Origin of the sequence: Streptomyces sp. NPDC058653 (genome assembly GCF_042716895.1) — a bacterium.
GTDB lineage: Bacteria > Actinomycetota > Actinomycetes > Streptomycetales > Streptomycetaceae > Streptomyces.
In genome coordinates this window covers 172,035-196,446 of sequence record NZ_JBHXRM010000001.1, presented here as the reverse complement: position 1 = coordinate 196,446, position 24,412 = coordinate 172,035, and the positions used below count along the sequence as shown (strand labels likewise).

At 72.5% G+C, this 24,412-nt stretch carries 22 protein-coding genes and 2 pseudogenes; 6 read left to right on the top strand and 18 right to left on the bottom strand.

The window, feature by feature from the left end:
* The first annotated feature begins 146 nt into the window (after nucleotides 1–146).
* Nucleotides 147–806 carry a class F sortase gene (locus tag ACFWU9_RS00840; RefSeq protein WP_384313515.1) on the top strand — a complete coding sequence of 220 codons (660 nt, stop codon included), beginning with the start codon at nucleotides 147–149 and terminating at the stop codon, nucleotides 804–806.
* A gap of 52 nt (nucleotides 807–858) precedes the next feature.
* Here the strand turns inward: ACFWU9_RS00840 and ACFWU9_RS00835 are convergent, their stop codons facing one another.
* On the bottom strand, nucleotides 859–1,722 hold the full coding sequence (locus tag ACFWU9_RS00835) for a polysaccharide deacetylase family protein (RefSeq protein WP_384313513.1): 864 nt from the start codon (nucleotides 1,720–1,722) through the stop codon (nucleotides 859–861).
* Nucleotides 1,723–1,905: 183 nt separating this feature from the next.
* Here ACFWU9_RS00835 and ACFWU9_RS00830 point away from each other — a divergent pair, with 183 nt between their 5' ends.
* Nucleotides 1,906–2,367 (top strand): universal stress protein, encoded by a 462-nt coding sequence (locus tag ACFWU9_RS00830; RefSeq protein WP_384313511.1) that lies wholly within the window; start codon nucleotides 1,906–1,908, stop codon nucleotides 2,365–2,367.
* Nucleotides 2,368–2,449: 82 nt separating this feature from the next.
* On the opposite strand, the gene ACFWU9_RS00825 is transcribed toward ACFWU9_RS00830, so the two are convergent.
* Nucleotides 2,450–3,652, bottom strand: coding sequence for a CapA family protein (locus tag ACFWU9_RS00825; RefSeq protein ID WP_384313509.1), 1,203 nt, complete (start codon nucleotides 3,650–3,652; stop codon nucleotides 2,450–2,452).
* A gap of 271 nt (nucleotides 3,653–3,923) precedes the next feature.
* On the opposite strand from ACFWU9_RS00825, the gene ACFWU9_RS00820 reads away from it, so the two are divergent.
* The gene (locus ACFWU9_RS00820; RefSeq protein ID WP_384313507.1) at nucleotides 3,924–4,502 is read left to right on the top strand and encodes a sigma-70 family RNA polymerase sigma factor; all 579 of its coding nucleotides are present in this window, start codon (nucleotides 3,924–3,926) and stop codon (nucleotides 4,500–4,502) included.
* Here ACFWU9_RS00820 and ACFWU9_RS00815 read toward each other — a convergent pair.
* Nucleotides 4,439–4,633 (bottom strand): zf-HC2 domain-containing protein, encoded by a 195-nt coding sequence (locus tag ACFWU9_RS00815; RefSeq protein ID WP_384313505.1) that lies wholly within the window; start codon nucleotides 4,631–4,633, stop codon nucleotides 4,439–4,441. The two genes, ACFWU9_RS00820 and ACFWU9_RS00815, sit on opposite strands and share 64 nt — an antisense overlap.
* 112 nt (nucleotides 4,634–4,745) lie before the next feature.
* Between ACFWU9_RS00815 and ACFWU9_RS00810 the strand changes: the two genes are divergently transcribed.
* Nucleotides 4,746–5,291, top strand: a complete 546-nt coding sequence (locus ACFWU9_RS00810) for a hypothetical protein (RefSeq protein WP_384313503.1) — start codon at nucleotides 4,746–4,748, stop codon at nucleotides 5,289–5,291.
* Nucleotides 5,292–5,354: 63 nt separating this feature from the next.
* Here ACFWU9_RS00810 and ACFWU9_RS00805 read toward each other — a convergent pair whose 3' ends face one another.
* The 4 genes from ACFWU9_RS00805 to ACFWU9_RS00790 form a co-directional block, all read right to left on the bottom strand.
* A complete protein-coding gene (locus tag ACFWU9_RS00805) occupies nucleotides 5,355–6,551 on the bottom strand; it encodes a sensor histidine kinase (protein ID WP_384313501.1) in 1,197 nt (398 codons plus the stop codon).
* Entirely contained in the window at nucleotides 6,548–8,035 is a 1,488-nt protein-coding gene (locus ACFWU9_RS00800; protein ID WP_384313499.1) for a cation acetate symporter, read from the bottom strand. The genes ACFWU9_RS00805 and ACFWU9_RS00800 overlap by 4 nt, the downstream gene beginning before the upstream one ends.
* On the bottom strand, nucleotides 8,032–8,394 hold the full coding sequence (locus ACFWU9_RS00795; RefSeq protein WP_384313498.1) for a hypothetical protein: 363 nt from the start codon (nucleotides 8,392–8,394) through the stop codon (nucleotides 8,032–8,034). Before ACFWU9_RS00795 ends, ACFWU9_RS00800 begins: the two co-directional genes overlap by 4 nt.
* Nucleotides 8,395–8,596: 202 nt before the next feature.
* On the bottom strand, nucleotides 8,597–9,346 hold the full coding sequence (locus ACFWU9_RS00790; RefSeq protein ID WP_384313496.1) for a LytR/AlgR family response regulator transcription factor: 750 nt from the start codon (nucleotides 9,344–9,346) through the stop codon (nucleotides 8,597–8,599).
* A 102-nt stretch (nucleotides 9,347–9,448) separates the two neighbouring features.
* On the opposite strand from ACFWU9_RS00790, the gene ACFWU9_RS00785 reads away from it, so the two are divergent.
* Nucleotides 9,449–10,126, top strand: a complete 678-nt coding sequence (locus ACFWU9_RS00785; RefSeq protein ID WP_384313495.1) for a zf-HC2 domain-containing protein — start codon at nucleotides 9,449–9,451, stop codon at nucleotides 10,124–10,126.
* A 62-nt stretch (nucleotides 10,127–10,188) separates the two neighbouring features.
* On the opposite strand, the gene ACFWU9_RS00780 is transcribed toward ACFWU9_RS00785, so the two are convergent.
* The 9 genes and pseudogenes from ACFWU9_RS00780 to ACFWU9_RS00740 form a co-directional block, all read right to left on the bottom strand.
* Entirely contained in the window at nucleotides 10,189–11,055 is an 867-nt protein-coding gene (locus ACFWU9_RS00780) for an Fpg/Nei family DNA glycosylase (RefSeq protein WP_384313493.1), read from the bottom strand.
* Nucleotides 11,056–11,121: 66 nt separating this feature from the next.
* Entirely contained in the window at nucleotides 11,122–12,039 is a 918-nt protein-coding gene (locus ACFWU9_RS00775; RefSeq protein ID WP_384313491.1) for an amidohydrolase family protein, read from the bottom strand.
* Nucleotides 12,036–13,010, bottom strand: a complete 975-nt coding sequence (locus tag ACFWU9_RS00770; RefSeq protein ID WP_384313490.1) for an aldo/keto reductase — start codon at nucleotides 13,008–13,010, stop codon at nucleotides 12,036–12,038. Before ACFWU9_RS00770 ends, ACFWU9_RS00775 begins: the two co-directional genes overlap by 4 nt.
* A 1,303-nt stretch (nucleotides 13,011–14,313) precedes the next feature.
* Nucleotides 14,314–15,732 (bottom strand): annotated as a pseudogene (locus ACFWU9_RS00765) (wax ester/triacylglycerol synthase family O-acyltransferase); the annotation flags it as partial.
* 125 nt (nucleotides 15,733–15,857) lie between these two features.
* A complete protein-coding gene (locus tag ACFWU9_RS00760; protein WP_384313488.1) occupies nucleotides 15,858–18,020 on the bottom strand; it encodes a SpoIIE family protein phosphatase in 2,163 nt (720 codons plus the stop codon).
* A gap of 89 nt (nucleotides 18,021–18,109) precedes the next feature.
* Nucleotides 18,110–19,399 (bottom strand): DUF6777 domain-containing protein, encoded by a 1,290-nt coding sequence (locus ACFWU9_RS00755; protein WP_384313486.1) that lies wholly within the window; start codon nucleotides 19,397–19,399, stop codon nucleotides 18,110–18,112.
* Between the two features lie 184 nt (nucleotides 19,400–19,583).
* A pseudogene (locus tag ACFWU9_RS00750) lies at nucleotides 19,584–19,673 on the bottom strand (Holliday junction branch migration protein RuvA); the annotation flags it as partial.
* A 50-nt stretch (nucleotides 19,674–19,723) separates the two neighbouring features.
* Nucleotides 19,724–19,894, bottom strand: coding sequence for a hypothetical protein (locus ACFWU9_RS00745; protein WP_384313484.1), 171 nt, complete (start codon nucleotides 19,892–19,894; stop codon nucleotides 19,724–19,726).
* 303 nt (nucleotides 19,895–20,197) lie between these two features.
* Nucleotides 20,198–21,676 (bottom strand): SDR family NAD(P)-dependent oxidoreductase, encoded by a 1,479-nt coding sequence (locus ACFWU9_RS00740; RefSeq protein ID WP_384313483.1) that lies wholly within the window; start codon nucleotides 21,674–21,676, stop codon nucleotides 20,198–20,200.
* A gap of 242 nt (nucleotides 21,677–21,918) precedes the next feature.
* Between ACFWU9_RS00740 and ACFWU9_RS00735 the strand changes: the two genes are divergently transcribed.
* Nucleotides 21,919–22,443: an SPW repeat protein gene (locus tag ACFWU9_RS00735; protein WP_384313481.1), complete on the top strand. Its 525-nt coding sequence runs from the start codon at nucleotides 21,919–21,921 to the stop codon at nucleotides 22,441–22,443.
* Between the two features lie 151 nt (nucleotides 22,444–22,594).
* On the opposite strand, the gene ACFWU9_RS00730 is transcribed toward ACFWU9_RS00735, so the two are convergent.
* Both ACFWU9_RS00730 and ACFWU9_RS00725 read right to left on the bottom strand, forming a co-directional pair.
* Nucleotides 22,595–23,347 carry a GNAT family N-acetyltransferase gene (locus ACFWU9_RS00730; protein ID WP_384313480.1) on the bottom strand — a complete coding sequence of 251 codons (753 nt, stop codon included), beginning with the start codon at nucleotides 23,345–23,347 and terminating at the stop codon, nucleotides 22,595–22,597.
* Complete coding sequence (locus tag ACFWU9_RS00725) at nucleotides 23,344–24,264, bottom strand: NADP-dependent oxidoreductase (protein ID WP_384313478.1); 921 nt, start codon at nucleotides 24,262–24,264, stop codon at nucleotides 23,344–23,346. The genes ACFWU9_RS00730 and ACFWU9_RS00725 overlap by 4 nt, the downstream gene beginning before the upstream one ends.
* Nucleotides 24,265–24,412 lie beyond the last annotated feature (148 nt).

Here is a 24,412-nt window from a genome sequence, read left to right as displayed (position 1 = left end):
GAGCGTCAGAAGATTTTGTATGACGACTACTCGAATGGGGCAGCTCGGCGTGCGCGGACGGCCGCACCACCCATTCGCCCTCCAGTTCTCGCCGACCCGGAGCCACGCGTTTAGCGTGCGTAGCAGGCGCCGACGAAGGGAGAACCATGGGCCTGGACCACGGCGGCTCGGAGCCGAGGAGACGTTCGCCCTGGGGCGTTCTGGCTCTTGTCATGCTCTCCGGTCTCGCACTGATGCGGAACGGCGCCGATGTCTCCCTCGGGCCGCCCCAGCCCGCCTCGGCCGCGGCGCTGGACACCCGGCAGGAGGCGGTGAGCGAGCCCGCGACCGTGCCCATCGTCAAGCCACTGCCCTACGCCCCCATGTCCCGCGTGACGATTCCGTCGATCAAGGTCGACGCACCGGTGATGGACGTCGGACTGGACCCGGAGGGCTGGATCGCCGCGCCGCCGCCCGAGGACGCCAACATGGCGGGCTGGTACCAGAACGGTGTCGCCCCCGGCCAGCGCGGCACCTCGGTCGTCGTGGGCCATGTGGACAACCAGGCGGGCCCCGCCGTCTTCTACGGCCTCGGCTCGCTGAGCAAGGGCGAGCACATCGAGGTGACCCGCTTCGACGAGCGGGTGGCGGTGTTCGAGATCTACGGGGTGGAGGTCTTCTCCAAGAACGACTTCCCGGGGGCCCGGGTGTACGGCGACACCGGCCACGCCGAGCTGCGTGTGATCACCTGCGGCGGCGGCTACTCGAAGGCGGGCGGGTACGACGGCAACGTCGTGGTCTTCGCGCGTCTGGTGGAGACCCGCTGAGCGCGTCGGCAGCGGGTGTGGGCGAGGGCGGGCCGTCCCGCCCGCGACGGCCTCAGGGCCTCGGTACGGTGATGCCGTACCCCTGGCTCAGCAGCCCGGGCAGATAGTTCCGGAGCGCGGCCACGCTCTGCGAGCGGTCGCCGCCCGCGTCGTGCGAGAGCACCACGGCCCCCGGCGCCGCGCCGTCCATCACGCTGCGGACGATCTTCCCGGTGCCCGGGGACTTCCAGTCCAGGGTGTCGACGGTCCAGGCGAGCGGCTCCATTCCGAGGTCGGCGCCGATCTCGAAGGTGTGCCGGTTCCAGGCGCCGTACGGAGCGCGGAACCAGGCCGGTGGACGGCCCAGGGTCCGCTCGATCACCTCGCTCGTGCGCTCCATCTCCGCCCGGATCCTGCCCGGTCTCAGCTTCGGCAGCTCCGGGTGCGACCAGGAGTGGTTGCCCACGACGTGCCCGTCGTCGGCCATCTCGCGCAGCAGGTCCCGCTGTCCGGTGGCCATCTCGCCGCAGACGAAGAACATCGCCCGTACGTCGTGCCGGCGCAGTGTCTTCAGGACGCCGGGGGTGTAGTGCGGGTCGGGCCCGTCGTCGAAGGTGAGCACCATCGAGCGGCCCAGGTCCGGCAGTTCGAGTAAGGGCTCGCGGCGTACGGGGAGCCTGGCCGGCCGGTACTCGGGCGGCTGGAACTCCGTCATCGGACTCAGCCGGTACGAGGACGGCCGGCGGGGCACGGCCGCGGCCCCGGGCCCCGCCGCCGGGGAGCCGGCGGGCGGGCTCGCGGTCGCCGGACGCCCCGGTGTGTGGGCGGCCTCGCCCGCGGACAGCAGCCGGGTCAGCCCGACGGCCCCGAGGACGGCCGCGATGCGCAGCACGGCCCGGCGCCCCGGAATCATCTGGTCCTTCTTGAAGGCGTCCATGGGCAATGGCTCGCACGGCGGGTGCGTCCGGTCCCTCACCGACACCGTGGAGGGCCGGGAAAGCACCCGATGGGATGAGCCGATGAGCTTCGGCCGTGCCGGAACCGGCGGACGGCGTACGGGGAAGTCCGGCCGGAGGCACCCCCCTGGGGCCCTCTCCCCCGAGCCGATAGCCTCTCTGGCGTGACGGATCAGCAGCCCTCCCCCTTCGAGCGTGGCACCGACGGCCCCAAGGTGATCGTCGCCGGTGTGGACGGCTCCGAGTCGTCGCTCCGCGCGGCGTCGTACGCCGGTGGTCTCGCCCGCCGGCAGAACGCCCTGCTCGCCGTCGTGTACGTGCAGCCGTTGCTGCCGTCGGGCGCGGCTCTCGGGGCCCCGGTCGCCGACACGACCGAGGAGATCGCCGCGACTCTCGCGGAGGAGATCCGCGCCAACGCGGAGCGGGTCAAGGACATATGGGACGTCCGCTGGGAGTTCCACACGCTGCGCGGCGACCCGTACAACGGGCTGGTCACCGCGGCCGACGATCTGAAGGCGGACGCCGTGGTGGTGGGCGCTTCGGAGTCGGCGGGGCACCGGTTCATCGGCTCGGTGGCGGTGCGGCTGGTCAAGGCGGGCCGCTGGCCGGTGACGGTCGTACCGTAGGGCCGTCCGTCCTCCGTGGGTCGTCCGTACGGGCTTCGCGATCCGTGCGCCGACGGCCGTGCGCCGACAGGTGCCGCGGGTGTCAACGGCCCATCGTCAGCCCGTCCTTGGCGGCGCCGCGCCCGAGTACGGCCGCCTCGATCGAGGACCGCGCGGCCCGGTAGCCGTCCATGGCGGGGTCGTCGGCCGACGCCCGCGACAGATTGACCACGCGTCCGATGTTGTTGTCCATGGTCTGCGGGATGAACTCCGCCTTCGTCACGTTCCAGCGCTCCCCCTCGGCCTCGGGCGGCGCGAAGGTGAACCGGCCGATCGAGCCCTGGGTGCCGCGCGGGTCGGACTGTCCCGCGTGGTTGGTCATCTCGCCGGCGATCTGGTCGCCCATTCCGTAGATGATCCAGGTGCCGTTGACCTTCTCGTACGCCTGCGGGACATGGGCGTGCGTGCCGATGATCAGGTCGATGTCGGGGCGGCCGTCGGTCGCGGACGCGGTGAGCCGCCGGCCGAGGTCCAGCTGCTTGTCGTCGGGCGCCGTCTGCCACTCCGTGCCCCAGTGCATGCTCACCACGACGACGTCGGCGCCCGCCGCGCGGGCCGCGCGCGCGTCGGCGACGATCCGCTCCTCGTCGATGATGTCGACGGCCCAGGGCTGTCCTGCGGGCAGCGGGATGCCGTTGGTGTCGTAGGTGTACGCCAGTTGGGCGATCTTCGCGCCGCCCGCGGAGAGCAGCGCGGGCCTGGTGTCCTCCTCCGCCGAGCGGGCCGAGCCGACGTGCTTGACCCCGGCCTTGTCCAGTGCCCCGAGGGTGCGGCCGATGCCGTCGGCGCCGGCGTCCAGGGTGTGGTTGGAGGCGGTGGAGCAGGAGTCGTAGCCGGTCGTCCTGAGGGCGGCGGCGATCTCGGGCGGGGACTTGAACGACGGGTAGCCGGTGAAGGGTCCGCCGTCGGGGCCGTACACCGTCTCCATGTGACAGATCGCCACATCGGCCGCGGAGACGACGGGTTTCACGCTGGCGAGCATCGGTACGAAGTCGTGGCCGGTGCCGCCCGCGTCGACGTTGGCCCGGGCGATGACGGAGTCGTGCGGCAGGACGTCCCCGGAGGCGACGAGCGTGAACCCGCGCTGCGGGCCCGCCTCGCCGGTGGCCGACGAGCCGGGCCCGGTGTCGCTTCTGACGGGTCTGTCGGCGGCGGGGCCGGAGTCCCCGGGGCCGGCACATCCGGCCGTCGTACCGAGCAGCAGGGCCGTGGCGGCCACCGCTCCGTGTCGCATGCGCGTCGTCATCGGTCAGGCTCCTTCATTCACGAGGAAGGCGACCAAACGGTCAACGCATACATATCGTCATATTAATATGACTAATACTCCAAGCTTGGTTAAGCACCTGAAAGGGGCGAAGCGGATCGGGCGAACCGTTCACCGCACCACTCGCCGCGCGGAGCGACCGCTCGTCGCAGACCCTTGTGCGCCATCTGTCCCCGGACGTACCGGATGCGTTCGGATACGCCAACGGCAACGACGCCGGACACCCGGACCCCCGCGAGAAGGGACGTTCACGATGACCACCGCCACGGCCACGGCGACGACCGACGAGCGGGCGCTGGCGGAGTTGCAGCGCGAGCACGGCCCCGCGCTGCTCCACTTCCTGCTCGGTCTGACCTACGGCGACCGGCAGCGCGCCGAGGACCTGCTCCAGGAGACCCTGGTGCGCGCCTGGCAGCACCCGGAGGCGTTCGAGGGCCCCTACGAGTCCATGCGGCCCTGGCTCTTCACCGTGGGCCGGCGGCTGGCGATAGACGCCCGCCGCTCACGGCTGGCCCGTCCGGCCGAAGTCAGTGACGGCGTCCTGGAGGCCACCCCGGAACCCGGCGATCCCACGGAGCGGTCCGTCGCCGCGCTCGACGTACGGCAGGCGGTGAAGTCCCTGAGCCCCGAGCACCGCGCGGTACTCGCGCAGCTCTACTTCAAGGGGCTGAGCGTCGTCGAGGCCGCACAGGTACTTGGCATACCGGCCGGGACCGTCAAGTCCCGCTCCTACTACGCGCTGCGTGCCCTCGGCCGCTCGCTGCCGGGCTACCGCAGGTCCTCCTCGTCGAAGAGTGCGAGGAGCGCCGCGCCATCCGCCACTTCCGCGTAGTCGGCCGCACACCTGGGACAACGGTCCAGGTGCGCGGCGATCAGCCGGTCCTCGTCGGGCGTGAGCCCGCCCAGCGCGTAGGCACCGAGCTGCGCCCGCACATGCGGGTCACCGCCGGCCTCACTCGTCACAATCGCCTCCGGTCCGCTGTCCGATCCTGCTCTTCTGGCCACGCTGGGCACCGGCCGCCGGTTCAATGCTCGATGAAGCAGCGTCCCCGGAGAGGAAGGAAGGCGGAAAACAATGCGTCCGGAACGTCATGACGAGGGCGGTGCTGGCGGCCTGCTCGTCCCCATGGAATGGATGTACGCGGAGTACGTCGCCGACGAACTGCTGCGCACGGGCGACCTGATGCCGCCCACCACCCTGGAGTACCGGGCGGGCCGTGACGCCCTCGCCCTGACCATCTTCCTGTCCGACGGGCCGGTCGGCGGAGGCGGCGGTATGACGAGGATGGCCGAGTGGCGCACGCTGACTGCGTACGGCACCGGTTGGCGTGAATGGGTCTGTCACCAGCTCGACCTGCTGGAGACCCGCGCCTTCCAGGCGGAACGTACCGGGGCCGCCCATGTCGACCCCGATCTGGAACTGGCCCTGGCCGCCTGGCGGTGGCTGGAGGAGACCGAACTGCTGGCGCCGGATCTCGACGCGGTGGGGGCGCCGGGCGGCGATCCCCTCACGGCCGGTGACGGGAGCGCGGAGTGGCACGAGGAGGAGGGGCCCCAGGTGTGGACCCCCGCGTGGCAGCTGGGGCTGCCGCTGGGGCATCTGGCGATACATCTGTTCTGAGCCCGGACCCCACCGGACGACCGAGCCCGTGGACCCTTGGACTCCCGTGCCGCCGGGGCCCGTTCAGGTGCCGTGCACACCCGCCCGGTACTTGGGGATCCGTACCGCGATCCGCATGCCCGCCCCCACCCCCGTCTCGATGACGAGCCCGTAGTCGTCCCCGTAGACCTGGCGCAGCCGTTCGTCCACGTTGAGCAGTCCGATGCCCGTGGACAGACCGCCCTCGCCCCGGAGGATCCGCCGCAGCCGGTCGGGATCCATCCCCACCCCGTCGTCCTCGATCACGACCTCCGCCTCCGACCCGGCGTCGAGCGCGCTGATGGTGATGTGGCTCATCGTGATCTTGCCTTCGAGGCCGTGCTTCACCGCGTTCTCGACGAGCGGCTGGAGACAGAGGAACGGCATGGCCACCGGCAGCACCTCGGGCGCGACCTGGAGGGTGACCGACAGCCGGTCGCCGAAGCGGGCCCGGACGAGTGCCAAGTACTGGTCGATGGAGTGGAGTTCGTCGGCGAGCGTGGTGAAGTCGCCGTGCCTGCGGAACGAGTAGCGGGTGAAGTCGGCGAATTCCAGGAGCAGTTCGCGGGCGCGTTCGGGATCGGTGCGGACGAACGAGGCGATCGCGGCGAGCGAGTTGAAGATGAAGTGCGGCGAGATCTGGGCGCGCAGCGCCTTGATCTCCGCCTCGATCAACTGGGTTCGGGAGCGGTCGAGTTCGGCGAGTTCGAGCTGTACGGAGACCCAGCGGGCGACCTCGCCCGCGGCCCGCGCGAGGACCGCCGACTCCCGGGGCGCGTAGGCGACGAGGGTGCCGAGCACCCGGTGGTCGACGGTCAGGGGCGCGGCGACGCCCCAGCGCAGCGGACAGTCCAGATCGCCGCAGCCGCTGGGAAAGGCCGTTCCGCGACCGCTGGCGAGGAGAGCCTCCACATGGCCCATCACATGCTTGCCGTGGTGCTCCCCGAGGCCGTCCCACGCGAGCACCCGGTCCCGGTCGGTCAGGCACAGGGCGTCGGTCCCCAGCAGCGACCGGAGCCGGCGGGCGGCCTTGCCCGCGCTCTCCTCGGTGAGTCCGGCGCGCAGGGGCGGCGCGGCGAGCGACGCGGTGTGCAGGGTCTCGAAGGTGGCGTGCTCGACGGGCGTACCGACGTCGCTGGTCCGGTCGGGGCGCCGGCGGCCGGCACGGCGGCCGAGGACATAGGCCCCCGCGAGCAGCACGGCACCGAGCACGATCAGTACCGCGAGGGCCGCGCCGTTCACCGGGGGCCTCCCCGGGAGCCGGTCATCAGGGCCTCCGGCAGATGGAAGCGGGTCATGGCCGCCTTGGTCCCCGGCGGTATCCGCGACCTCGTCGCCAGCGACACCAGGATCATCGCGAGGAACCCGACGGGGACCGACCAGACGGCGGGCCAGGCGAGCAGGGCGTGCGGCCAGCCCGACCGTACGGCGCCGCTGACGGTGATCACGATGGCCACCAGCGCCGAGCCGCCGCCGAGCAGCAGCCCGGCGATCGCACCGGGCGGGGTGAGCCGGCGCCACCAGATGCCGAGCACCAACAGCGGGCAGAACGAGGAGGCGGAGACGGCGAAGGCCATCACGACGGCGTCCGCCACCGGTACGCCGCTCAGCAGCAGCGAGCCGCCGAGCGGTACGAGGATGGCCGGCAGCGTCGCCAGCCGGAAGTGCCGTACGCCGCGCGAGGGCAGCACGTCCTGGGTGAGCACCCCGGCGACGGCCATGGTCAGCCCGGACGCGGTGGACAGGAACGCGGCGAAGGCGCCGCCCGCGACGAGCGCGCCGAGCAGATCGCCGGCCGTGCCGCCGATCACCAGATCGGGCAGCAGCAGGACGGCGGCGTCGGCGTCCTCACCGAGGTCGGGCGCGGGCGCGTAGAGCCGCCCGAGCGCGCCGTACACCGGCGGCAGCAGATAGAAGCCGCCGATCAGGGCGAGCACCCCGACGGTCGTCCGGCGGGCGGCGCGGCCGTTGGGGCTGGTGTAGAAGCGGACCACGACGTGCGGGAGTCCCATCGTGCCGAGGAAGGTGGCGACGATCAGTCCGTACGTCGCGTAGAGCGGGTGGTCCGCGCGGCTCGACATCTCGGTGGGGTCGAAGTCGATCGTGGGACGCCCGTCGCCCTGCCAGGCGAGCAGCAGGAAGATCGCCGGGACGAGCAGGGCCGTCAGCTTGAGCCAGTACTGGAACGCCTGGACGAAGGTGATGCTGCGCATGCCGCCCGCCGCGACGGCCACCACCACGACGACCGCGACGAGGACGGCACCGAACCAGTTCGGCGCGCCGGTCAGGATCTCCAAGGTGAGGCCCGCGCCCTGGAGTTGGGGCACCAGATAGAGCCAGCCGGCGCCGACGACGAGCGCGCTGACCACACGCCGCGCCGGGCGGGACTCCAGCCGCCCTTCGGCGAAGTCGGGGAGGGTGTACGCGCCGGAGCGGCGCAGCGGGGCGGCGACGAAGATCAGCAGGACGAGATAGCCGGCGGTGTAGCCGACCGGGTACCAGAGCATGTCGGGGCCGTGCAGCAGGAGCAGGCCGGCGATGCCGAGGAAGGAGGCGGCGGAGAGGTATTCGCCGCTGATCGCCGCGGCGTTGAGGCCGGGCCGTACGGTGCGGGAGGCCACGTAGAAGTCGGAGGTGGTACGGGATATGCGCAGGCCGAAACCGCCGACGAGGACGGTGGCGATCACGACGACGGCGACGGCCGTCACCGTGTAACTCTGGCTCACGGCAGCGGCCGGCCCTTCACGAGCCGGGCGAAGTCCCGCTCGTTGCGTTCGACGCGCCGCACGTACCACCAGGCCAGCAGGGTCAGCAGCGGATAGGCGGCGACCCCGAGCACCACCCAGACGACCGTTGTGTCGTGCAGCGCGGCGAAGGCGAGCGGGAGCGCGCCGACGACCGCGGCGAGCAGCGCGAAGGCGGTGAGCCCGGCACGGAGCTGGCCGCGCATGAGGGAGCGGACGTAGGCGTCGCCGAGCGCGGTCTGTTCGTCGATCTCGGCCTGGGCGCGGTAGCGGGGCAGCGGCCGTACCCGGCGGGGCTCACCGGTGACGACCTCGCGCTTGGGGGCGGACTCGGTGGTCATGGTCTCTCCTCCCCCTCGGACGGTGTTCGGGCGGGGTACCTCGTGCGCTGTACCTCGTGCGTGGTGCGTGGAACCTCGTGCGTCGTGCGTGGAACCTCGTGCGTCGTGCGTGCCAGGGCCGGAGTGTAAGCAGACCGTCAAGGCGGAGGGAACCCCCGGCACACCCCCGCCGCGCCACCGCTCCACCGGGTGAAGGGCCTGGTCAGCGGCCGGGCAGCCGCATCAGCAGATCGCGTACGGCCCTGGCGTGCCGCCTGCTGACGGCCAGCTCCGCGTCACCGACGCGCACACTCATGGCGCCCGCGTCCAGGCGCAGTTCGTCGATCCGGGCGACGGCGACGAGATGGCGGCGGTGGATCCGTACGAAACCGCGCGAGCGCCAGCGCTCCTCCAGTGTGGTGAGCGGTATCCGGACCAGATGGCTGCCCGTGTCGGTGTGCAGTCTGGCGTAGTCGCCCTGGGCCTCCGCGTAGACGATGTCGGCGACAGGGACGAAGCGGGTCACTCCGCCGAGTTCCACGGGGATCTGGTCGGTGGACGTGTCGACGACGGGGCCGCGCTCCCCCACCAGCTCGGCGACGCGGCGTACGGCCTCGGCCAGCCGCTCCCTGCGGACGGGTTTGAGTACGTAGTCGACCGCCTTGAGGTCGAACGCCTGGACGGCGAAGCCCTCGTGGGCGGTGACGAAGACGATCAGCGGCGGCTCGGCGAAACCCGCCAGGAGCTTGGCGACGTCGAGCCCCGTCAGCCCCGCCATATGGATGTCGAGGAAGACGACGTCGACGGCGGCCGGGTCGTCGGGTCCGGCGTCCAGGGCGGCGCCGATACGGCGCAGCGCCTCGGTCGCGCCGGTGGCGCCTTCCGCGCCGCGGATCCGTGGGTCGGCGCGCAGAAGGTACAGCAGCTCTTCGAGGGCCGGCTCTTCGTCGTCCACGGCCAGTACACGCAGCATGACGCGGAAGTTTAAGGGCTCCGGGGCCCGGTGAGTCCGGATCGGTACGTGGATAAGCGGGCCGGCTTGAGTGTTTTGCCTTCGCGCCCCGTATCAGGGGGCATGCGGACCCCGGAGATCCATCGCGACGTCGGCGCCTACGCGCTCGGCGTGCTCGACGCTGCCGATGCTTTCCGTTTCGAGGACCATCTCATGGACTGCCCCCACTGCACACTGCTGTTGGGCGATTTCGGCGATGTGCGCGGGCAGCTCGACGAGTACACCCGGCAGACGCCCGCGCGGGTGGCGCCGTTCGTGTCGGCGGGGCCGGAACTGCTCCACCGGATGCTCGAAGGGACCGCGGCCCGGCGGCGGTTGAGCCGAAGACGGCGGCTCGCCCTGGTCGCCGCGGCGGTGGTGATCGCGGTCGGGGGCCCGTTCGCGATCGTCGAGACGCGGGGCGCCCAGGGGGGCGACGGTTCCCCGACGGCGCCGACCGCCGAGCGGTGGACGGCGACGGACCGCAGGACCGGGACGGCGGCCGTCGTCACGGCGGCAGAGAAGGGCTGGGGCACGGATGTCGCGCTGGAGCTGTCGAAGTCGACGGCGGCCGGGGTGTGCGCGCTGGTCGCCGTGGGCCGTAACGGGTCGGAGGAGACGGTGATGACGTGGTCGGCCCGTGGGGACGGCAGTGGGCCGATGGTCACCTGGGGCGGCGCCGCGCTGCGACCGTACGAGATCGACCGGTTCGAGGTACGCACGGCGGCCGGCAGCCGGCTGATGACGGTGCGGGGCGGCTGAGCGAGGGGTGTGCGCGCATGTGGGATGGCTGAGCCCGGCCGTACGAAGGCGGACGGCCGGGGCTACTTGAGGAACCGTGACGTCGTGCGGTCCGCGAGCGGTCTGCCGCCGGTCTGGCAGGTCGCGCAGTACTGGAGCGAGGAGTCCGCGAAGGAGACCGATCGGATCGTGTCGCCGCAGACCGGGCACTCCTCACCGGCCCGGCCGTGCACCCGCAGACCGCTCTTCTTCTCGGCCTTCAGCCGGCCCGCGGCGACACCACGCGAGCGCTCGATCGCCGCGTTCAGCGTCGAGCGCATCGCCTCGTGGAGGACGGTGATCTCGTCGTCGGTCAGATTCTGCACCGGCTTGAACGGCGACATCTTCGCCGCGTGCAGGATCTCGTCGCTGTACGCGTTGCCGATGCCCGCGATCAGCCGCTGGTCCCGCAGGGCGCCCTTGAGCTGCCGCCGTTCGCCCGCGAGCAGCGCGGCGAGCGCGTCGCGGTCGAAGGCGTCGTCGAGCGGGTCGGGACCGAGGCTCGCGATGGCGGGCACGTCCAGGGGGTCCCGTACGAGATGGACGGCGAGCCGTTTGGTGGTGCCCGCCTCCGTCAGGTCGAAGCCGTCGCCACCGGCCAGCACGGTCCGCAGCGCGAGCGGCCCCTTTCCGGGCCGTGGCGGGGCCGCGGGGAACTCGTCCTTCCAGCGCAGCCAGCCCGCGCGGGCCAGATGGACGGCGAGGTGCAGCCCCGACTCGCCCGCCACGATGTCCAGCCACTTGCCGTGGCGCTCGATCGCGCTGACGGTCGTGCCCTGAAGGGCGGGGAGCGGCGGGTCGTACGTCTTCAGGACGTTGATGGTCAGGGGCAGGACACGGACGATCTCCTTGCCGACCAGATGGTCGTCGAGGAACTCTCTCAGCGCTTCGACTTCGGGTACTTCGGGCATGCGTCCAGGGTGCCGCAGCTCCGGGGCAAACGCCCAGTGACCGGCGACGGAGGGTCCCGCCGCAGGTCAGAGGCCGTAGACCGTGGTGGCCGTCCCCCCGAAGACCGCCCGCCGCTCGTTCCCGCTCAGGTCGGCGGTCAGCGCGCGGGTGACGTCGACGACCTCCCCGTACGTGGCGGCCAGCCGGCACACCGGCCAGTCCGAGCCGAACATCAGCCGCGCCGAGCCGAACGCGTCGAGCACGGTCTCGGTGTACGGGCGCAGCGTGTCGGCCGTCCAGGAGTCCCACTCGGCCTCGGTGACCATGCCGGAGAGCTTGCAGACGACGTTGGGCCGCGCCGCCAGCGCCCGGATGTGGCCCGCCCAGGGGTCGAGGCCGCCGGAGGCGATGGGCGGCTTGCCGAGGTGGTCGAGCACGAACGTGAGCTGGGGCAGCAGGGCCGCGACGGCGGTGGCGGCCGGCAACTGGTGCGGCAGGACGATCAGGTCGTACGCGAGCCCGGCCGCGGCCACGGCGGCGAGGCCGTGCTGTACGTCGGGACGCAGCAGCCACTCGGGGTCGGGCTCGCCCTGGACCTGGTGCCGGATTCCCACGAGCTTGTCGCCGCCGGGCAGTGCCCGCAGGGCCGCGAGGGTGTCGGCGACGTCGGGGGCAGTGATGTCGGTCCAGCCGACGACACCCGCGATCAGCTCGTTGGTGTCGGCGAGCGCCAGGAATTCGGGGGTCTCCTCCGGGACCGTGACGGTCTGGACGAGGACGGTCGCGCCGACACCGGCCGCACGCGCCTCGGGAGCGAGGTCGGCGACGGTGAAGTTGCGCCGGATGGGTGCCATGGCGGGGCCGGTGATCCAGTCCTGGTCGCGTACGGAGAGGTCCCACACGTGGTGGTGCGCGTCCACGACGGGCGCCGAGGTGGTGGGCTGCCGGGGCTTCTGTCCGTTCGGCCGCGCGAGCCGCGACGGTCCGGTCGGCGCATCGCTCATCGGACGCCGCCCTCCAGCAGACCCTCGGCGCGCAGATCGTCCCAGAGCGCGTCGGGGACGGTGAGGCCGTACATGTGCGCCGCGTCCTGGACCTCGCCCGGGGACCGGGTGCCCACGAGGACGCTCGCGACGGCCGGATGACGGAGCGGGTAGGCGATGGCGGCGGCGCGCAGCGGGACGCCGTGCCGCTCGGCGACGGACTTGATCCGCAGGGCGCGCTCCAGGAGCGCGGGCGGTGCCGCCGCGTAGTCGTACGTCTGGCCCGGACGCGGGTCGGCGAGGAGCCCGGAGTTGAAGACTCCGCCGACGATCACGCTCTTGCCGCGCTCGGCGGCCTCGGGGAGCAGTTCGGTGAGGGCGGACTGGTCGAGGAGGGTGTAGCGGCCCGCGCAGAGGACGACGTCGACGTCGGTGTCCCGCAGGAACCGTGTGAGCGCTGCCGTCTGGTTCATCCCCGCGCCGATCGCACCGACGACGCCCTCGGCGCGCAGCCGCTCCAGCGCGGGGTACGCCTGCCCGAGGGCTTCGGCGAGATGGTGGTCCGGGTCGTGCAGATAGACCATGTCGATCCGGTCGGTGCCCAGACGCTTCAGGCTGTCGTCGATGCTGCGCGCGACGCCGTCGGCGCTGAAGTCCCAGACGCGGCGGTGCGTGGCGCGTACGGCGAAGCCGTTGTCCAGGTCGTCGCCGTCCGCGAACGGCAGGGGCTCCAGCAGGCGGCCGACCTTGGTCGAGAGTGTGTAGTCGGCGCGGGGCCGGGAGCGCAGGGCCTCGCCGACCCGGCGTTCGGCGAGGCCGAGACCGTAGTGCGGCGCGGTGTCGAAGTAACGGATGCCCGCGTCCCAGGCGGCGTCGACCGCCGCGGCGGCTTGGTCCGGTTCGACGGGGGTGTAGAGATTGCCGATCCCGGCCGATCCGAAGGAGAGCCCGGATACGCGGACCTCGCCGCGTCCGAGCGTGTTCTGCCGCATTGCGCTGTGCCTCCCGAAGTTGACACCGAGAATATTCATCGGATGACTGGGGCGGCGTCAACACTTTTGAGGCAGCGAAGTGGCCGGTGGACGGGGCTGCGCGCGCGGCGATCGACGGGGCGACCAGGTGGGGCCTGGTTCGCGGTCGGATGGGGGTCGAGAGGGGGAATTGTCGGACCTATCGGACGAGTTCGACTGCGGGGGCTTCGACGGGGGCCTCGGACTCGGCGATCAGGGTGAGCTGGGTGGGGGCGCCGGGCGACGAGGGCGACACCGACTCGACCGGCCCTTCGACAGAACCCGCCTGTCCGGCAACTGACGCCGGGACAGCGGGCGCCACGGGGTCGGCAGCCGACACCGGGACGGCGGGGCCGACCGGCTCGGGGGCCGACATCAGCTCGACCGGTCCTTCGGCAGAGCCCGCTTGCTCGGCGATCGGCGCCGGGACGGCGAGCGCCGGGGACTCGGCGGGGGTAGCCCGCTCCGAAATCGACACCGGCTCGACCGACCGTCCGGCAGAACCGGCCTGTCCGGCGACCGACGCCGGGACGGCGGGGCCGACCGGCTCGGAAACCGACACCGGGTCGACCGGTCCTCCGGCAGAACCCGCCTGCTCGGCGACCGGCGCCGGGACCGCGGGCGACACCGGGTCGACATCCAGGGCCGGTGCCAGAAACGGCGAAGACTCGCCGGAGACGACCAGCTCCGAAGCCGACACCGGCTCGACCGGTCCGCCAGCAGAACCCGCCTGCCCGGCGACCGGCGCCAGCACAGCGGGCGTCACGGAGTCCGCAGCCGACGCCGGGACGGCAGGGCCGACCGGCTCGGAAACCGACACCGGGTCGACCGGTCCTCCGGCAGAACCCGCCTGTCCGGCGACCGGCGCCGGGACCGCGGGCGCCACGGAGTCCGCAGCCGACGCCGGGACGGCGGGGCCGACCGGCTCGGAAACCGACACCGACTCGACCGGTCCTTCGACGGAACCAGCCTGCTCAGCGATCGGCACCGGGGCGACGGCCGGGGCCGGTTCAAGAGACGGCGAAGCGTCGTCGGAGGCGGCGGGCTCCGCAATCGACACCGGTTCGACCGACCGTTCGGCGACCGGCGCCGGGACCGCGGGCGACACGGAGTCGGCAGCCGACGCCGGGTCGACCGGCTGTGCAGCAGAACCCGCCTGCTCCGCGATCAGCGACGTGCCAGCGGGTACCGCCCGTTCGGAAACCGGCTCCCGTGCAGCTCGTCCCACAGGCCCGGCAGGCGCGGTCCCCGGTTCAGCCGCAGCCCCCGCCGGTGGCGTCGCGTGGAGCAGGGCGTGCAGCTCCTCGTTCATGTTCTTCGCCAGGCCGTCGAGGTCCGGTACCGCCTTGCCGTCCGCGACGAGGCCCACGTGGACCCGGCCGCCGTAGGTCGTCAGGCCCACCGCCAGGGACTGGCCGCGTGCCAGGGGGGCCATCGGGTAGATCTCGCGCAGCGGGCAGCCGCCGAACGAGAGAGTCGCGCGCGGCAGTGGCACGCTCGTCACCAGCAGGTCGAAGAGGATCCGGGCCGCGCTGGACGCGAGCGGGGCGCCGAGCCGGTGTGCCAGCGGGTGCAGCTGGCCCGCGATCACCGCCAGTGCTCCCGCGCCCCGCGAGGGGCCGTCCTTCTTGTTGCGGTCCATGACGCGCCGCACCGCGCTCAGCCGGGCGAGCGGGTCGGGCTCCGAGACCGGCAGGCCGACAAGGTACGCGGAGAGCACGTTGCCCGAACCGGAGCCGCCCGCGCCCTGCCGGGCCCGGCTCGGCCGCCGCCCCGAGACCGGCACCAGGGCGCGCGGGTCGGAGTGGCCGTCCGGCAGTTGCTCGCCCCGCTCCACCATCCACCGCCGCAGCCCGCCCGCGACGGTGGCGAGCAGGACGTCGTTGACCGTGCCGCCGTGCGCCCTGCGCACCTGTCGTACGTCCTCCAGCGCGAGCACGGTCGTCGCCAGCCGCCGCGTGCCGCTGGAGCCCGCCATGAGGGCGGGCGTACCGCGCAGGTCGAGGCGGCTGGCCCGGACGACCGAGGCGCCGATCCCGAGCGCCCTGCCGAGGTCGCCGATCCTGTCCCGCGCCATGTCGGCCACCTGCCAGGGATCCGGCAGCCAGGAGCGCGGCGGCGCGGGGCGGGCGCGGCGGGTCCCGGCTGCGCGCGCGTCGGCGATCTGGTCGAAGATCCCGGCGCCGATGGCCACGGCGCGCATACCGTCCGCGAGGGCGTGGTGCAGTTTCACGAGGACGGCGAAGGGCCGCCGCCCGGCCGTCCCGTCCGACGCGGGGCCGCCCGTCAGGAGGTACATCTCCCAGGGCGGGATGCCTCGCTCCAGGGGCCGTTCCATCAGCTCCCCGGCCACCCGCGTGGTCTCCTCGGCGAAGTCCCCGGCGGGCAGTTCCAGATGTCTGACGTGTCTGCGTACGTCGAAGTCCTTGTCCACGCTCCACGCCGCGCCGCCCACGGGCAGCAGCACGTCCCGTACCCGCATCCGGAGCCGGGGGACGGCCGCCGCGCGGGTGGCGAGCAGCTCCAGCAGCGCCTTGTCGCCGGGCGGCCCGGTCCTCGCTCCCTTCGCGAGGGTGCGGCCCGGCTCCCGCTCAGACCCCGCCTCCGGCTCGAAGACGGCGAGCGCGCCGAGGTGCATCGGATGGTCCGGGGATTCGAGATGCCAGAAGGCCAGATCCAGAGGTGCCAGCAGCTCGGTGGTCAAGGGGTCCTCATGTCTTGGGAAGGGCCGGCGACGGCACATCAGTCACCGACGGTCGGTTACGGTCAGACCTCGGAGGGTTACGTTCAGTTAGCGTCACTCTAATACCCCGTACCCGTCACGGCCCTTCAGCCGTCCCGCTCGGCCGGAGAGTCGTCCGGCGCCGCCGAAGAGTCGTCCAGCGCCACCGGGGAGTCGTCGGCCTCGGCGAGAGAGTCGTCCGGCTCCGGCCGGGACGCGATGATGAACTCGGCCCAGACGCACTTGCCGCTGCCCCGCGACTCCACACCCCACTCGTCGGCCAGCACGTCCACCAGGACCAGACCGCGCCCCGAGACCCCCGTCTCCCCCGCGTCCCGGATCCGGGGCAGCGCGCTCGACCGGTCCTCGACCTCCAGCCTCATCCGCCGCTCCACCCGCGACAGCACCCGGACGGTCACGATCGCGTCGCCGTCGGTGTGGGTCAGGGCGTTGGTCATCAGCTCGTCGGCCACCAGCTCGATGTCGTCCGACCGGCCCTGCGCACCCCAGGCCCGTACCGCCGCACGGACCATGTGCCGGGCCGACGACAGCGCCTCGGGCTCGTTCTGCCCCACGTACTGCTGGAGTCTGCCGCCGATCCTGCCCGCGTACGCGCCCCGCCTGCGCAGGAGCAGTACGGCGACGTCGTCCTCACCGCCCCGCTCGTCCACCACCGCGCAGAGCATGTCGGCCAGTTCCTGGGGGTCGTGCGGGCCCTCCGTGACCAGACTGGTCAGTTTCCGCATGCCTTCGTCGAGATCGGCGCCGGGCATCTCCACCAGTCCGTCGGTGTAAAGGACCAGCATCTGGCCGGGATCGAGCTCGACGGTGTTCACGGGGTAGTCGAGGCCGTCGAACTCCGCCGAGAGCCCCAGCGGCAGCCCGCCCTCCGCAGGCAGCCGGCGGCAGCTGCCGTCGGTGTCCCGGATCATCGGGTCGACATGGCCCGCCCGCACCAGTCGGACGACGCCGGTGCTCAGGTCCGCCTCCGCGTAGATGCACGTGGCGAAGCGGTCGGTGTCGAGTTCGTGCAGGAAGACCGAGGCCCGCGCCATGACGGTGGCCGGGGTGTGGCCCTCGGCCGCGTACGCCCTGAGCACGATCCGCAGCTGTCCCATCACCGCGGCGGCGTCCGTGTCATGGCCCTGTACGTCTCCGATGACGGCGCCGACCCGGCCGCCGGGCAGCGGGATCACGTCGTACCAGTCACCGCCGATGTCCCGGCCGAGCCGGGCCGAGCGGTAGCGGACGGCGATGTCCGCGCCCGACACGGCCGGAATGCGGCGCGGCAGCATCGCCTGCTGGAGCCCTTCGGCGAGGTCGTGCTCCTGCTCGAAGAGGACGGCGCGCTGGAGGCTCTGCGCGATGCTGCTGCCGAGGGCGACCAGCAGGTTGCGGTCCTCGGTCGTGAAGCCGACCTTGTCGACGTAGAGCAGCCCGATGGCCCCGATGGGCCGGCCCTGCGCGATCAGCGGCAGATAGGCCGCCGAGGTGATGCCGAGGTAGCTGATGTGCGGCCACAGGTCCGGGTAGGAGGTGGCGAAGTCCTCGGCGGACTCGATGAGCCGGGGCGCGAGCGTGCGGATCACCTCGCTCATCGGGTACTGCTCGTCCACCCGTGTGATGCGCGTCCCCGGCACGAAGGAGCCGGCGGGCCCCTCGGCGACCAGATGGATACGGCCCGAGTCGAGGAGACCCATGACCATGCTGGCGGCGCCGAGGTGTTCGAGGCCGTCGGACTCCTTCAGCACGTCGATGACGTCCTGGACGGTTCTGGCGTGCGCCAGGGCGGCCGTCGCGCCCTCGACGACACTGGTCCGCCGCCGGCGCTCCTCGTCGAGTTCGAGCCGGGCCATCGAGTCCGCGAGTTCCTGCGTCGCGTCGCGGATGATGCCGATGAGACGCCTGGGGCGGCCGTCCCGGTCACGGTGGACGGAGCCCTGCGAGTGGGTCCAGCGCAGGGTGCCGTTGCGCCGTCTGACCCGGAAGTAGGCCCCGTAGTTCTCGCGGCCCCCGCTGAGCGCCTCCCCGACGACGGAGTCGAGCTGGGTGCGCTCACCGGGCGGCAGGCGCTCCAGGACCTTGTCGCGCGTGCCGTCGTACTCGTCCGGCCGCAGATCGAGGATCTCCAGCGCCACGCGGTCCAGATGGAGCTGTCCGCTGTCGAGATCCCAGTCGAAGCAGCCCATGCCGTTGAGGGACAGGCTCAGTTCCGGCTTCGCGGGCCAGTCGTCGGGCAGCGACGGGGGCCCCGCTTCCCGATCGACCATGGAGTCACTCTGTCATCATTTGTCGGATATCTCGACTGGTCGGCGGACCGGGCGCGCTTCCGGGAGTGAGCACCCGCGAGCGCGGCCGGTCAGCTCTGCGAGATGAGGGTGTCGGCGGTGTTCTCGTCGGCCGTCGTGGGGGCGAGGTCGTGGTCGGACGGCGCGCCGGCGTCGCCGACAAGCGCGTCCCCGTCCAGCGGGTCCTCGTCGATCGCGTCCCCCTGGAGCGCGTCCCCGTCGAGCGCGTCGGGGCCGTGCCGCTGCGGGGACACCGGCAGCACCGGGCCGTCCGGGTCCATGTCGCCGTCGGGCAGATCCGGCGCCGTGGTGCAGTCGGGCCCGACCAGGCTCTGGGAGGACGACGACTCGGCGTCGGGCGCCGGCGCGTCGGGGGTGACGCAGTCGGGCGAGGGGGCCGGGTCGCTCCCGGACGCGTCGGGCTCCGGGACGGCCGGTTCGGAGCGCCCCGGGTCGGGGCTGTCCGAGCCGGTGCCGTCCGGCACGGGCGGCTCCAGCGACGGGTCGATGATGTCGGTGTCCGGCGGGTACGGGGGCGGCACCTCGGGCTTCTTGTCCTTGTCGCCGTCGGTGCCGGTCTTCCGCTCCAGCCAGGTGTTGTCGGCGGCGTTGACGATCACCAGGGAGGCCAGGGGCCGGGTGCTGCGGTTGACCACGACGACGCGGTCGGGCCGGTATCCGCTCCACGCCTTGCCCTGGTGACCCGCGTCGGTGCGCGGCGAGACGGCCTGGCCGAGGGGGTTTCCGCCGGCGCAGCGGACCCTGGGCAGTCCGCGGTCGTCGACGAGGACCGCGGTGCCGCTCTGGAGGACGGCCTGGTAGGCGGTGGCGGCGCCGTCCCGGTAGCCGCGGTTCGTGACGCGTACGTCCGCGCGCAGTACGACGGGGGTGAGCCCGCGCAGGAATGCCGGCAGGGCCGAGGCGCCGACGCCCGCGCCCCTGGCGAAGGCGGTGGCCTTGGCCGGGTCCCCGGTCAGCAGTCGGGCCTGGGCGTCGACGTCGCAGCTGGGGACCGATTTCGTGCCCCCGTACAGTCCGGCGACGGCGCCCGAGACCGAGCGCCCCGCCCTGGGTCCGGGGGTGGGCCCGCCGGAGTCGCGCGATTGCCTGGGCGCGGGGGCCGACGGCGCCGCCGTGGGGTCCGCGTCCGGCATCGGCGCCGCGGTCGAATCGGTGAAGGGGTCGGGGCCGGACGTGCCGTGCGGCAGAAGGGTGGCCTGTGTGGACGCGGCCGCCTTGGCGGCTCTCGTCGACCGCGTGTCCTTGCCGACGGTGTACTCGCCGCAGCCCGCGATGATCAGGATTCCGGCGGACAGCGCGGCGAACGCGGCGTGCCGCCGGCGAAAGGGTAGGCGTAGCACAGGGTCTCCCAGCTGTTCGTCCCGTCCGGAATGTGACTCCATATCTGCCGGACCCGGGGCCGCCCCGCAAGCGGGGGCGGCGGACGGGGGACCTCCGCGCGGACGAGCGCCGGACGGGCCGCGGATCGCGGCCCGTCCGGCGCTCGACGGCCTCGCCGGCCTCGCCGGCCTCGATCGCGGCCTACGCCTGGGGGGCGACCAGGGCGACCGCCTCGTCGGCCTCCCTCGTCGCGTAACCGAGACCGATCAGCGCCGAGTGCAGCTGATCGTTCCAGGCAAAGGGAATCGTCCGGACCCTGTGCGGCGGATCCCGGCGGGAGGGACCTAGTCGATCCCCCGGAGGATGTGCGGCTCCGCGAGGTCGTCCTCGTAGCCCGCCAGCCTGATCGGTGCGGATCTGGCCCACACCTCGATGTTCCGGAGCTTCTCGGGACCGCTCCGTTCACCGCCTCCGTCGGACGGGCTGTTCTCGGGCTGAGCCGTTTCAGGTGGCACCGCGCACTCCTCTGTGTCGCGTAACCCCGGGCACGCCGACTCCGGACTCGTACCGGGCGCCGGCCGCCGAACAGGGGCGGGGGCAAGGGCAGTTCGGTCGCGGTGGCGCCGGTTTTCGGGCGGGGCGGTGGCCTGGTTGCAGGCCTGGCCCGGGACGGCCGGGGAACCTTCGTGGGTCCCGGGGTGGCGTCCGTGCGCCTCACATTAACCAAATGAGCGTGTACTCGCTCGATGGGGCCGGTGAGGTGAGTCAGTTCCGGACAGCGCCGACGTGGCATCCGGCCCGGTATCCGCCCGCGGCGACTACCAGTTGGCCGGCGCGTAGTCCTTGAGGAAACAGCCGTACAAGTCCTCGCCCGCCTGGCCGCGCACGATCGGGTCGTAGACCCGGGCGGCCCCGTCGATCAGGTCGAGCGGGGCGTGGAAACCCTCTTCGGCGAGTCGCATCTTGTCCGGGTGCGGGCGCTCGTCGGTGATCCAGCCGGTGTCGACGGCGGTCATCAGAATGCCGTCGGACTGGAACATCTCCTGCGCGCTGGTCCGGGTCAGCATGTTGAGCGCGGCCTTCGCCATGTTCGTGTGCGGGTGGCCTGCGCCCTTGTAGCCGCGGCTGAACACGCCCTCCATCGCGGAGACGTTCACGACGTACGCGCGCCCCGCCGCCGCTGCCATCGCCGGGCGCAACCGGCTGATGAGGATGAACGGCGCGGTGGAGTTGCACAGTTGGACTTCGAGGAGCTCCACGGGGTCGACATCGGAGACCGTCTGGATCCAGCTGTTGGTGTCGTGCAGATCGGGCACCAGCCCGCCCGCGTCGATCGCGGTGCCCGCCTCGATACGGGCGAGGGTCGCCGAGCCGCCGACGAGGGCGAGTCCGGTGACGTCCGACGCGCTCAGCGCTTCACCGCCGCCCGCGGGCAGCACGGCCTGGGCGCCGCTGCCGAAAGCGCCGATGACATGCGAGGACGGGAGCTCCCCGGCGGGCAGCGGCGCGGATTCGGCGGCCAGCAGCTCGCTGTAGGCGCCCGGGGAGCGCCGTACGGTCTGCGCGGCGTTGTTGATGAGGATGTCGAGCGGGCCCTCGGCGGCGACGGAGTCGGCAAGCGCGACGACCTGGGCCGGGTCGCGAAGGTCTATCCCGACGATCTTGAGGCGGTGGATCCAGTCGGCGCTGTCCTCCATCGCCTTGAAGCGGCGGATCGCGTCGTTGGGGAAGCGGGTGGTGATGGTGGTGTGCGCGCCGTCGCGCAGCAGCCGCAGGGCGATGTACATGCCAATCTTGGCGCGGCCCCCGGTGAGCAGGGCGCGCTTGCCGGTGAGATCCGTACGCGCGTCCCGGCGGGCCCGGTTCTCGGCGGCGCACGGCTGGCAGAGCTGGTGGTAGAACGCGTCGACCTCGACGTAGCGGGTCTTGCAGATGTAGCAGGAGCGGGGCCGCTGGAGGATTCCGGCGATCTCACCGGCGACCGAGGAGGACGGCAGCAGGCCCTGCGTCTCGTCGTCGATGCGCTCGGCGGACCCGGTGGCCGTCGCCTCGGTGACCGCCTTGTCGTTGGCGGTCTTCGCCGCCCGACGCTCCTGGCGGCGGCGCTGTTTGACGGTCCGGTAGATCCCGGCGGTGGCGCGGCGGACGGCGACGGCGTCGGGGTGGTCGACGTCCAGCTTGTCGAGCTCGTCGAGCACGGCCAGACAGACGGCCATGCGCTCGGGGTCGATTCCGGGGCCGTACGAGGCGTCGGGCCCGCTCTCGCCGAACGTGGTCCCGTCATCTGTCAACGTCATCGCCGGTGCCGTTCCCTCATCACTCGTCCCTCACCCGTACGGGGCACTCACCCGTCCGGGGCCGTCGGGCCAGGCACGGATACGGCCGTCCGGCCGAGCGGCCTCGAACAGTTTGCCATGAGGTGCACGGCATTTTGTTCACGCTCAACTACACATAAAGGTGAATAAGGGGCAGAATGGTCATGTACCGCTCGATCCGGTGCAGCACGGTCGCACCTCTCAGACCGAAGGAGTCGAGACTCATGGCCGATGTTGAACACACCAGGGGAGCCACAAGCGCTCACCCCGGTGGTACAGACACCAGGGGAGACATTGGTTCTCACCCTGACGTACCAGAAATGCGGGCAAGGTACGCCCGCGTGCTCGGTGGACGTGATGTGGCACTGCTGGACGGGCCGATCTTTCTCGGCGGCCTGTTCATCGCCCTCTCACCGTGGATCCTCCACTACACGACCAGCCAGCCCGGTCTCGTGGTCCACAACGTGATCATGGGTGTCGCCATCGCGATCCTGGCCCTCGTATTCTCGGCTACACCGACTCGCACGTACGGCTTCAGCTGGGCGCTCTGCTTCATGGGCGCCTGGATGGTGGCGGCACCGTGGGTCGTCGGCGCGAGCCCGGACCGAGGCGTGTTCCTCAGCAACGTCATCCCAGGCGCGATAGTCGCTGTACTGGGTCTGATCTGCGCGGCCGCCGCACTGAGGGCGGGGCGTATGCGCAATCGGATGGAACGGACCAGTCAGATGAAACAACCGGTTCGCCCTTAGCGGGAGAACCAGCCCTCACCGGTGGGGCGGGCCGACGGTCGTCGAGGACCGTTCGCCCGCCCCACCGCTGTGTGCGGATACGTCGGCTCCCTCCCGGACCGGCACGGCTCGGCACCGCCCGGCACGGCTCGGCACCGCCCGGCACGGCTCGTCAGCCGCCGGCCGTCGCCGGGACGCGCGAGAGCTGCGGGGCCCGGACCCCGACGAACTGGAACGGCGGCCTGCGTCGCCGGCGGAAGCCCAGTGCCTCGTAGAGCCGGACGGCGCCCTCGTTCTCCTCGGCGGCCTGGATGAACGGGATCTCTCCGCGCTCCCTGATCCCGGCGGCCACCGCCCGCACGAGCCGGCCGCCCAGCCCCTGGCCCCGGAACTCCGGCGCCGTACAGACCGCGCTGATCTCCACCCAGCCGGACGGCCGCAGCCGCTCCCCCGCCATCGCCACCAGCTCGCCGTCACGGCGGATGCCGAGGTAGGTGCCCAGCTCGATGGTGCGCTTCAGGAAGGGCCCCGGTCTGGTGCGCTCCACCAAGTCCAGGATCTCCGGTACGTCGGCGGGCCCGAGCACCACGGCCTCCTCGTCGGGGACCGCGTCCACCGACTCGTCGACGAGCTGCACCCCGTCCACCTGGAAGGTGATCTCCCAGCCGTCCGGGAGCTCCACACGGGGGCGGGAGAGCGCGGCCGTGCCGTCGTCCCCGAGGAGACGGGCGGCGTCCGCCCAGTCCCCCGCGTCGGGCTCCTCGGGCAGGGTGAGCCACGGCGAGACCTCGGCGTCGTAGGCGAGCACCCGGCCGCGCCGCAGCGCGAAGTGGGCGTGCGGGCCGGTCAGCCCGGCGAGTACGGGATCGTCCAGCGGGTGACCGGGCCCGCGGCCGGGCGCCGGGACTCCTGCGGCGGCGCTCATGCGGGGACCTCGATCACGATCTTGCCGAGCGCGTGGCCGTCCTCCACCGCGCGCAGCGCGGCGCCCGCCTCGGCCAGCGGGAATGTCCGGGTCACATACGGCCGCAGCGTGCCGGCCACCACCAGCGCGGCCACCTCTTCGAGGACGGCCGCCGTGCGGAGCCGCAGGACCGCCGCGCCGCCCAGGGTCACCACCCGCGGCTTGTCCCCCGCGCTGATCAGCTTCGTACGGTCGGCGACCAGTCCGGCGGCGGCCTCCAGGTCAGCGCCGCCGACCATGTCGAAGACCCCGTCGACGCCGTCGGGGGCGGCGGCCCGTACCCGTTCCTGGAGTCCGGGGCCCGGGACGACATGGGCCGCGCCCAGCGACTCCACGAAGTCCTTCTTGCCCCCGCTCGCCGAGCCGACGACCCGCAGGCCCGCTCCGGTCGCGATCTGGGTCGCGGCGACGCCCACACCGCCTCCGGCGCCGATGATCAGCAGGGTCGCGCCCGGGGGCAGATCCAGCTGCTGGATGCCGTCGTACGCGGTCGCCGCCGCGACCGGCAGGGCCGCCGCGTCCGTGAACGACACGGCTTCCGGCTTGTGCGCGGTGATCGCGGCGGGCAGCAGGGTGTACTCCGCGTAACCGCCCGTGAGCGTGGAGCCGAAGACGGCGTCCCCGACCGCGAAGCCCCGCACGCCCTCGCCGACCCGCTCGACCACTCCCGACGCCTCGCTGCCGAACACCGTGGGCAGCGGCTTGGGGGTCGAGCCCGGCCGGACGTAGCCGGTACGGAGCTTCCAGTCGACGGGGTTGACCCCGGCGGCCCTCACGGCGATGAGCAGTTCGCCGTGGCCGGGGACCGGCTTCGGCCGGTCGACGAAAGCTTCGCCCTCCGGACCGCCGAACCGGGTGTAGACGTACGCCTTGGGCATGTGTTCCCTCGCTCTGACTGCTGTCGTCGGTGGTCGCCGGGGCCGTCCTCGTGGTCGTCCGGGGACGACAGCACTTTCAAGTCCGCGCTCCGACCCCCTTATTCCCCCGGCGGCCCCGCTCTCCCTCCGTGGGCACCCCGCCGTTCGC

Coding starts and splice junctions, on each gene's coding strand:
- ACFWU9_RS00840 (WP_384313515.1), top strand. CDS start 147: ATGGGCCTGGACCACGGCGGCTCGGAGCCGAGGAGACGTTCGCCCTGG.
- ACFWU9_RS00835 (WP_384313513.1), bottom strand. CDS start 1,722: ATGGACGCCTTCAAGAAGGACCAGATGATTCCGGGGCGCCGGGCCGTG.
- ACFWU9_RS00825 (WP_384313509.1), bottom strand. CDS start 3,652: ATGACGACGCGCATGCGACACGGAGCGGTGGCCGCCACGGCCCTGCTG.
- ACFWU9_RS00820 (WP_384313507.1), top strand. CDS start 3,924: ATGACCACCGCCACGGCCACGGCGACGACCGACGAGCGGGCGCTGGCG.
- ACFWU9_RS00810 (WP_384313503.1), top strand. CDS start 4,746: ATGCGTCCGGAACGTCATGACGAGGGCGGTGCTGGCGGCCTGCTCGTC.
- ACFWU9_RS00795 (WP_384313498.1), bottom strand. CDS start 8,394: ATGACCACCGAGTCCGCCCCCAAGCGCGAGGTCGTCACCGGTGAGCCC.
- ACFWU9_RS00790 (WP_384313496.1), bottom strand. CDS start 9,346: ATGCTGCGTGTACTGGCCGTGGACGACGAAGAGCCGGCCCTCGAAGAG.
- ACFWU9_RS00785 (WP_384313495.1), top strand. CDS start 9,449: ATGCGGACCCCGGAGATCCATCGCGACGTCGGCGCCTACGCGCTCGGC.
- ACFWU9_RS00780 (WP_384313493.1), bottom strand. CDS start 11,055: ATGCCCGAAGTACCCGAAGTCGAAGCGCTGAGAGAGTTCCTCGACGAC.
- ACFWU9_RS00775 (WP_384313491.1), bottom strand. CDS start 12,039: ATGAGCGATGCGCCGACCGGACCGTCGCGGCTCGCGCGGCCGAACGGA.
- ACFWU9_RS00770 (WP_384313490.1), bottom strand. CDS start 13,010: ATGCGGCAGAACACGCTCGGACGCGGCGAGGTCCGCGTATCCGGGCTC.
- ACFWU9_RS00760 (WP_384313488.1), bottom strand. CDS start 18,020: ATGGTCGATCGGGAAGCGGGGCCCCCGTCGCTGCCCGACGACTGGCCC.
- ACFWU9_RS00740 (WP_384313483.1), bottom strand. CDS start 21,676: ATGACGTTGACAGATGACGGGACCACGTTCGGCGAGAGCGGGCCCGAC.
- ACFWU9_RS00735 (WP_384313481.1), top strand. CDS start 21,919: ATGGCCGATGTTGAACACACCAGGGGAGCCACAAGCGCTCACCCCGGT.
- ACFWU9_RS00730 (WP_384313480.1), bottom strand. CDS start 23,347: ATGAGCGCCGCCGCAGGAGTCCCGGCGCCCGGCCGCGGGCCCGGTCAC.
- ACFWU9_RS00725 (WP_384313478.1), bottom strand. CDS start 24,264: ATGCCCAAGGCGTACGTCTACACCCGGTTCGGCGGTCCGGAGGGCGAA.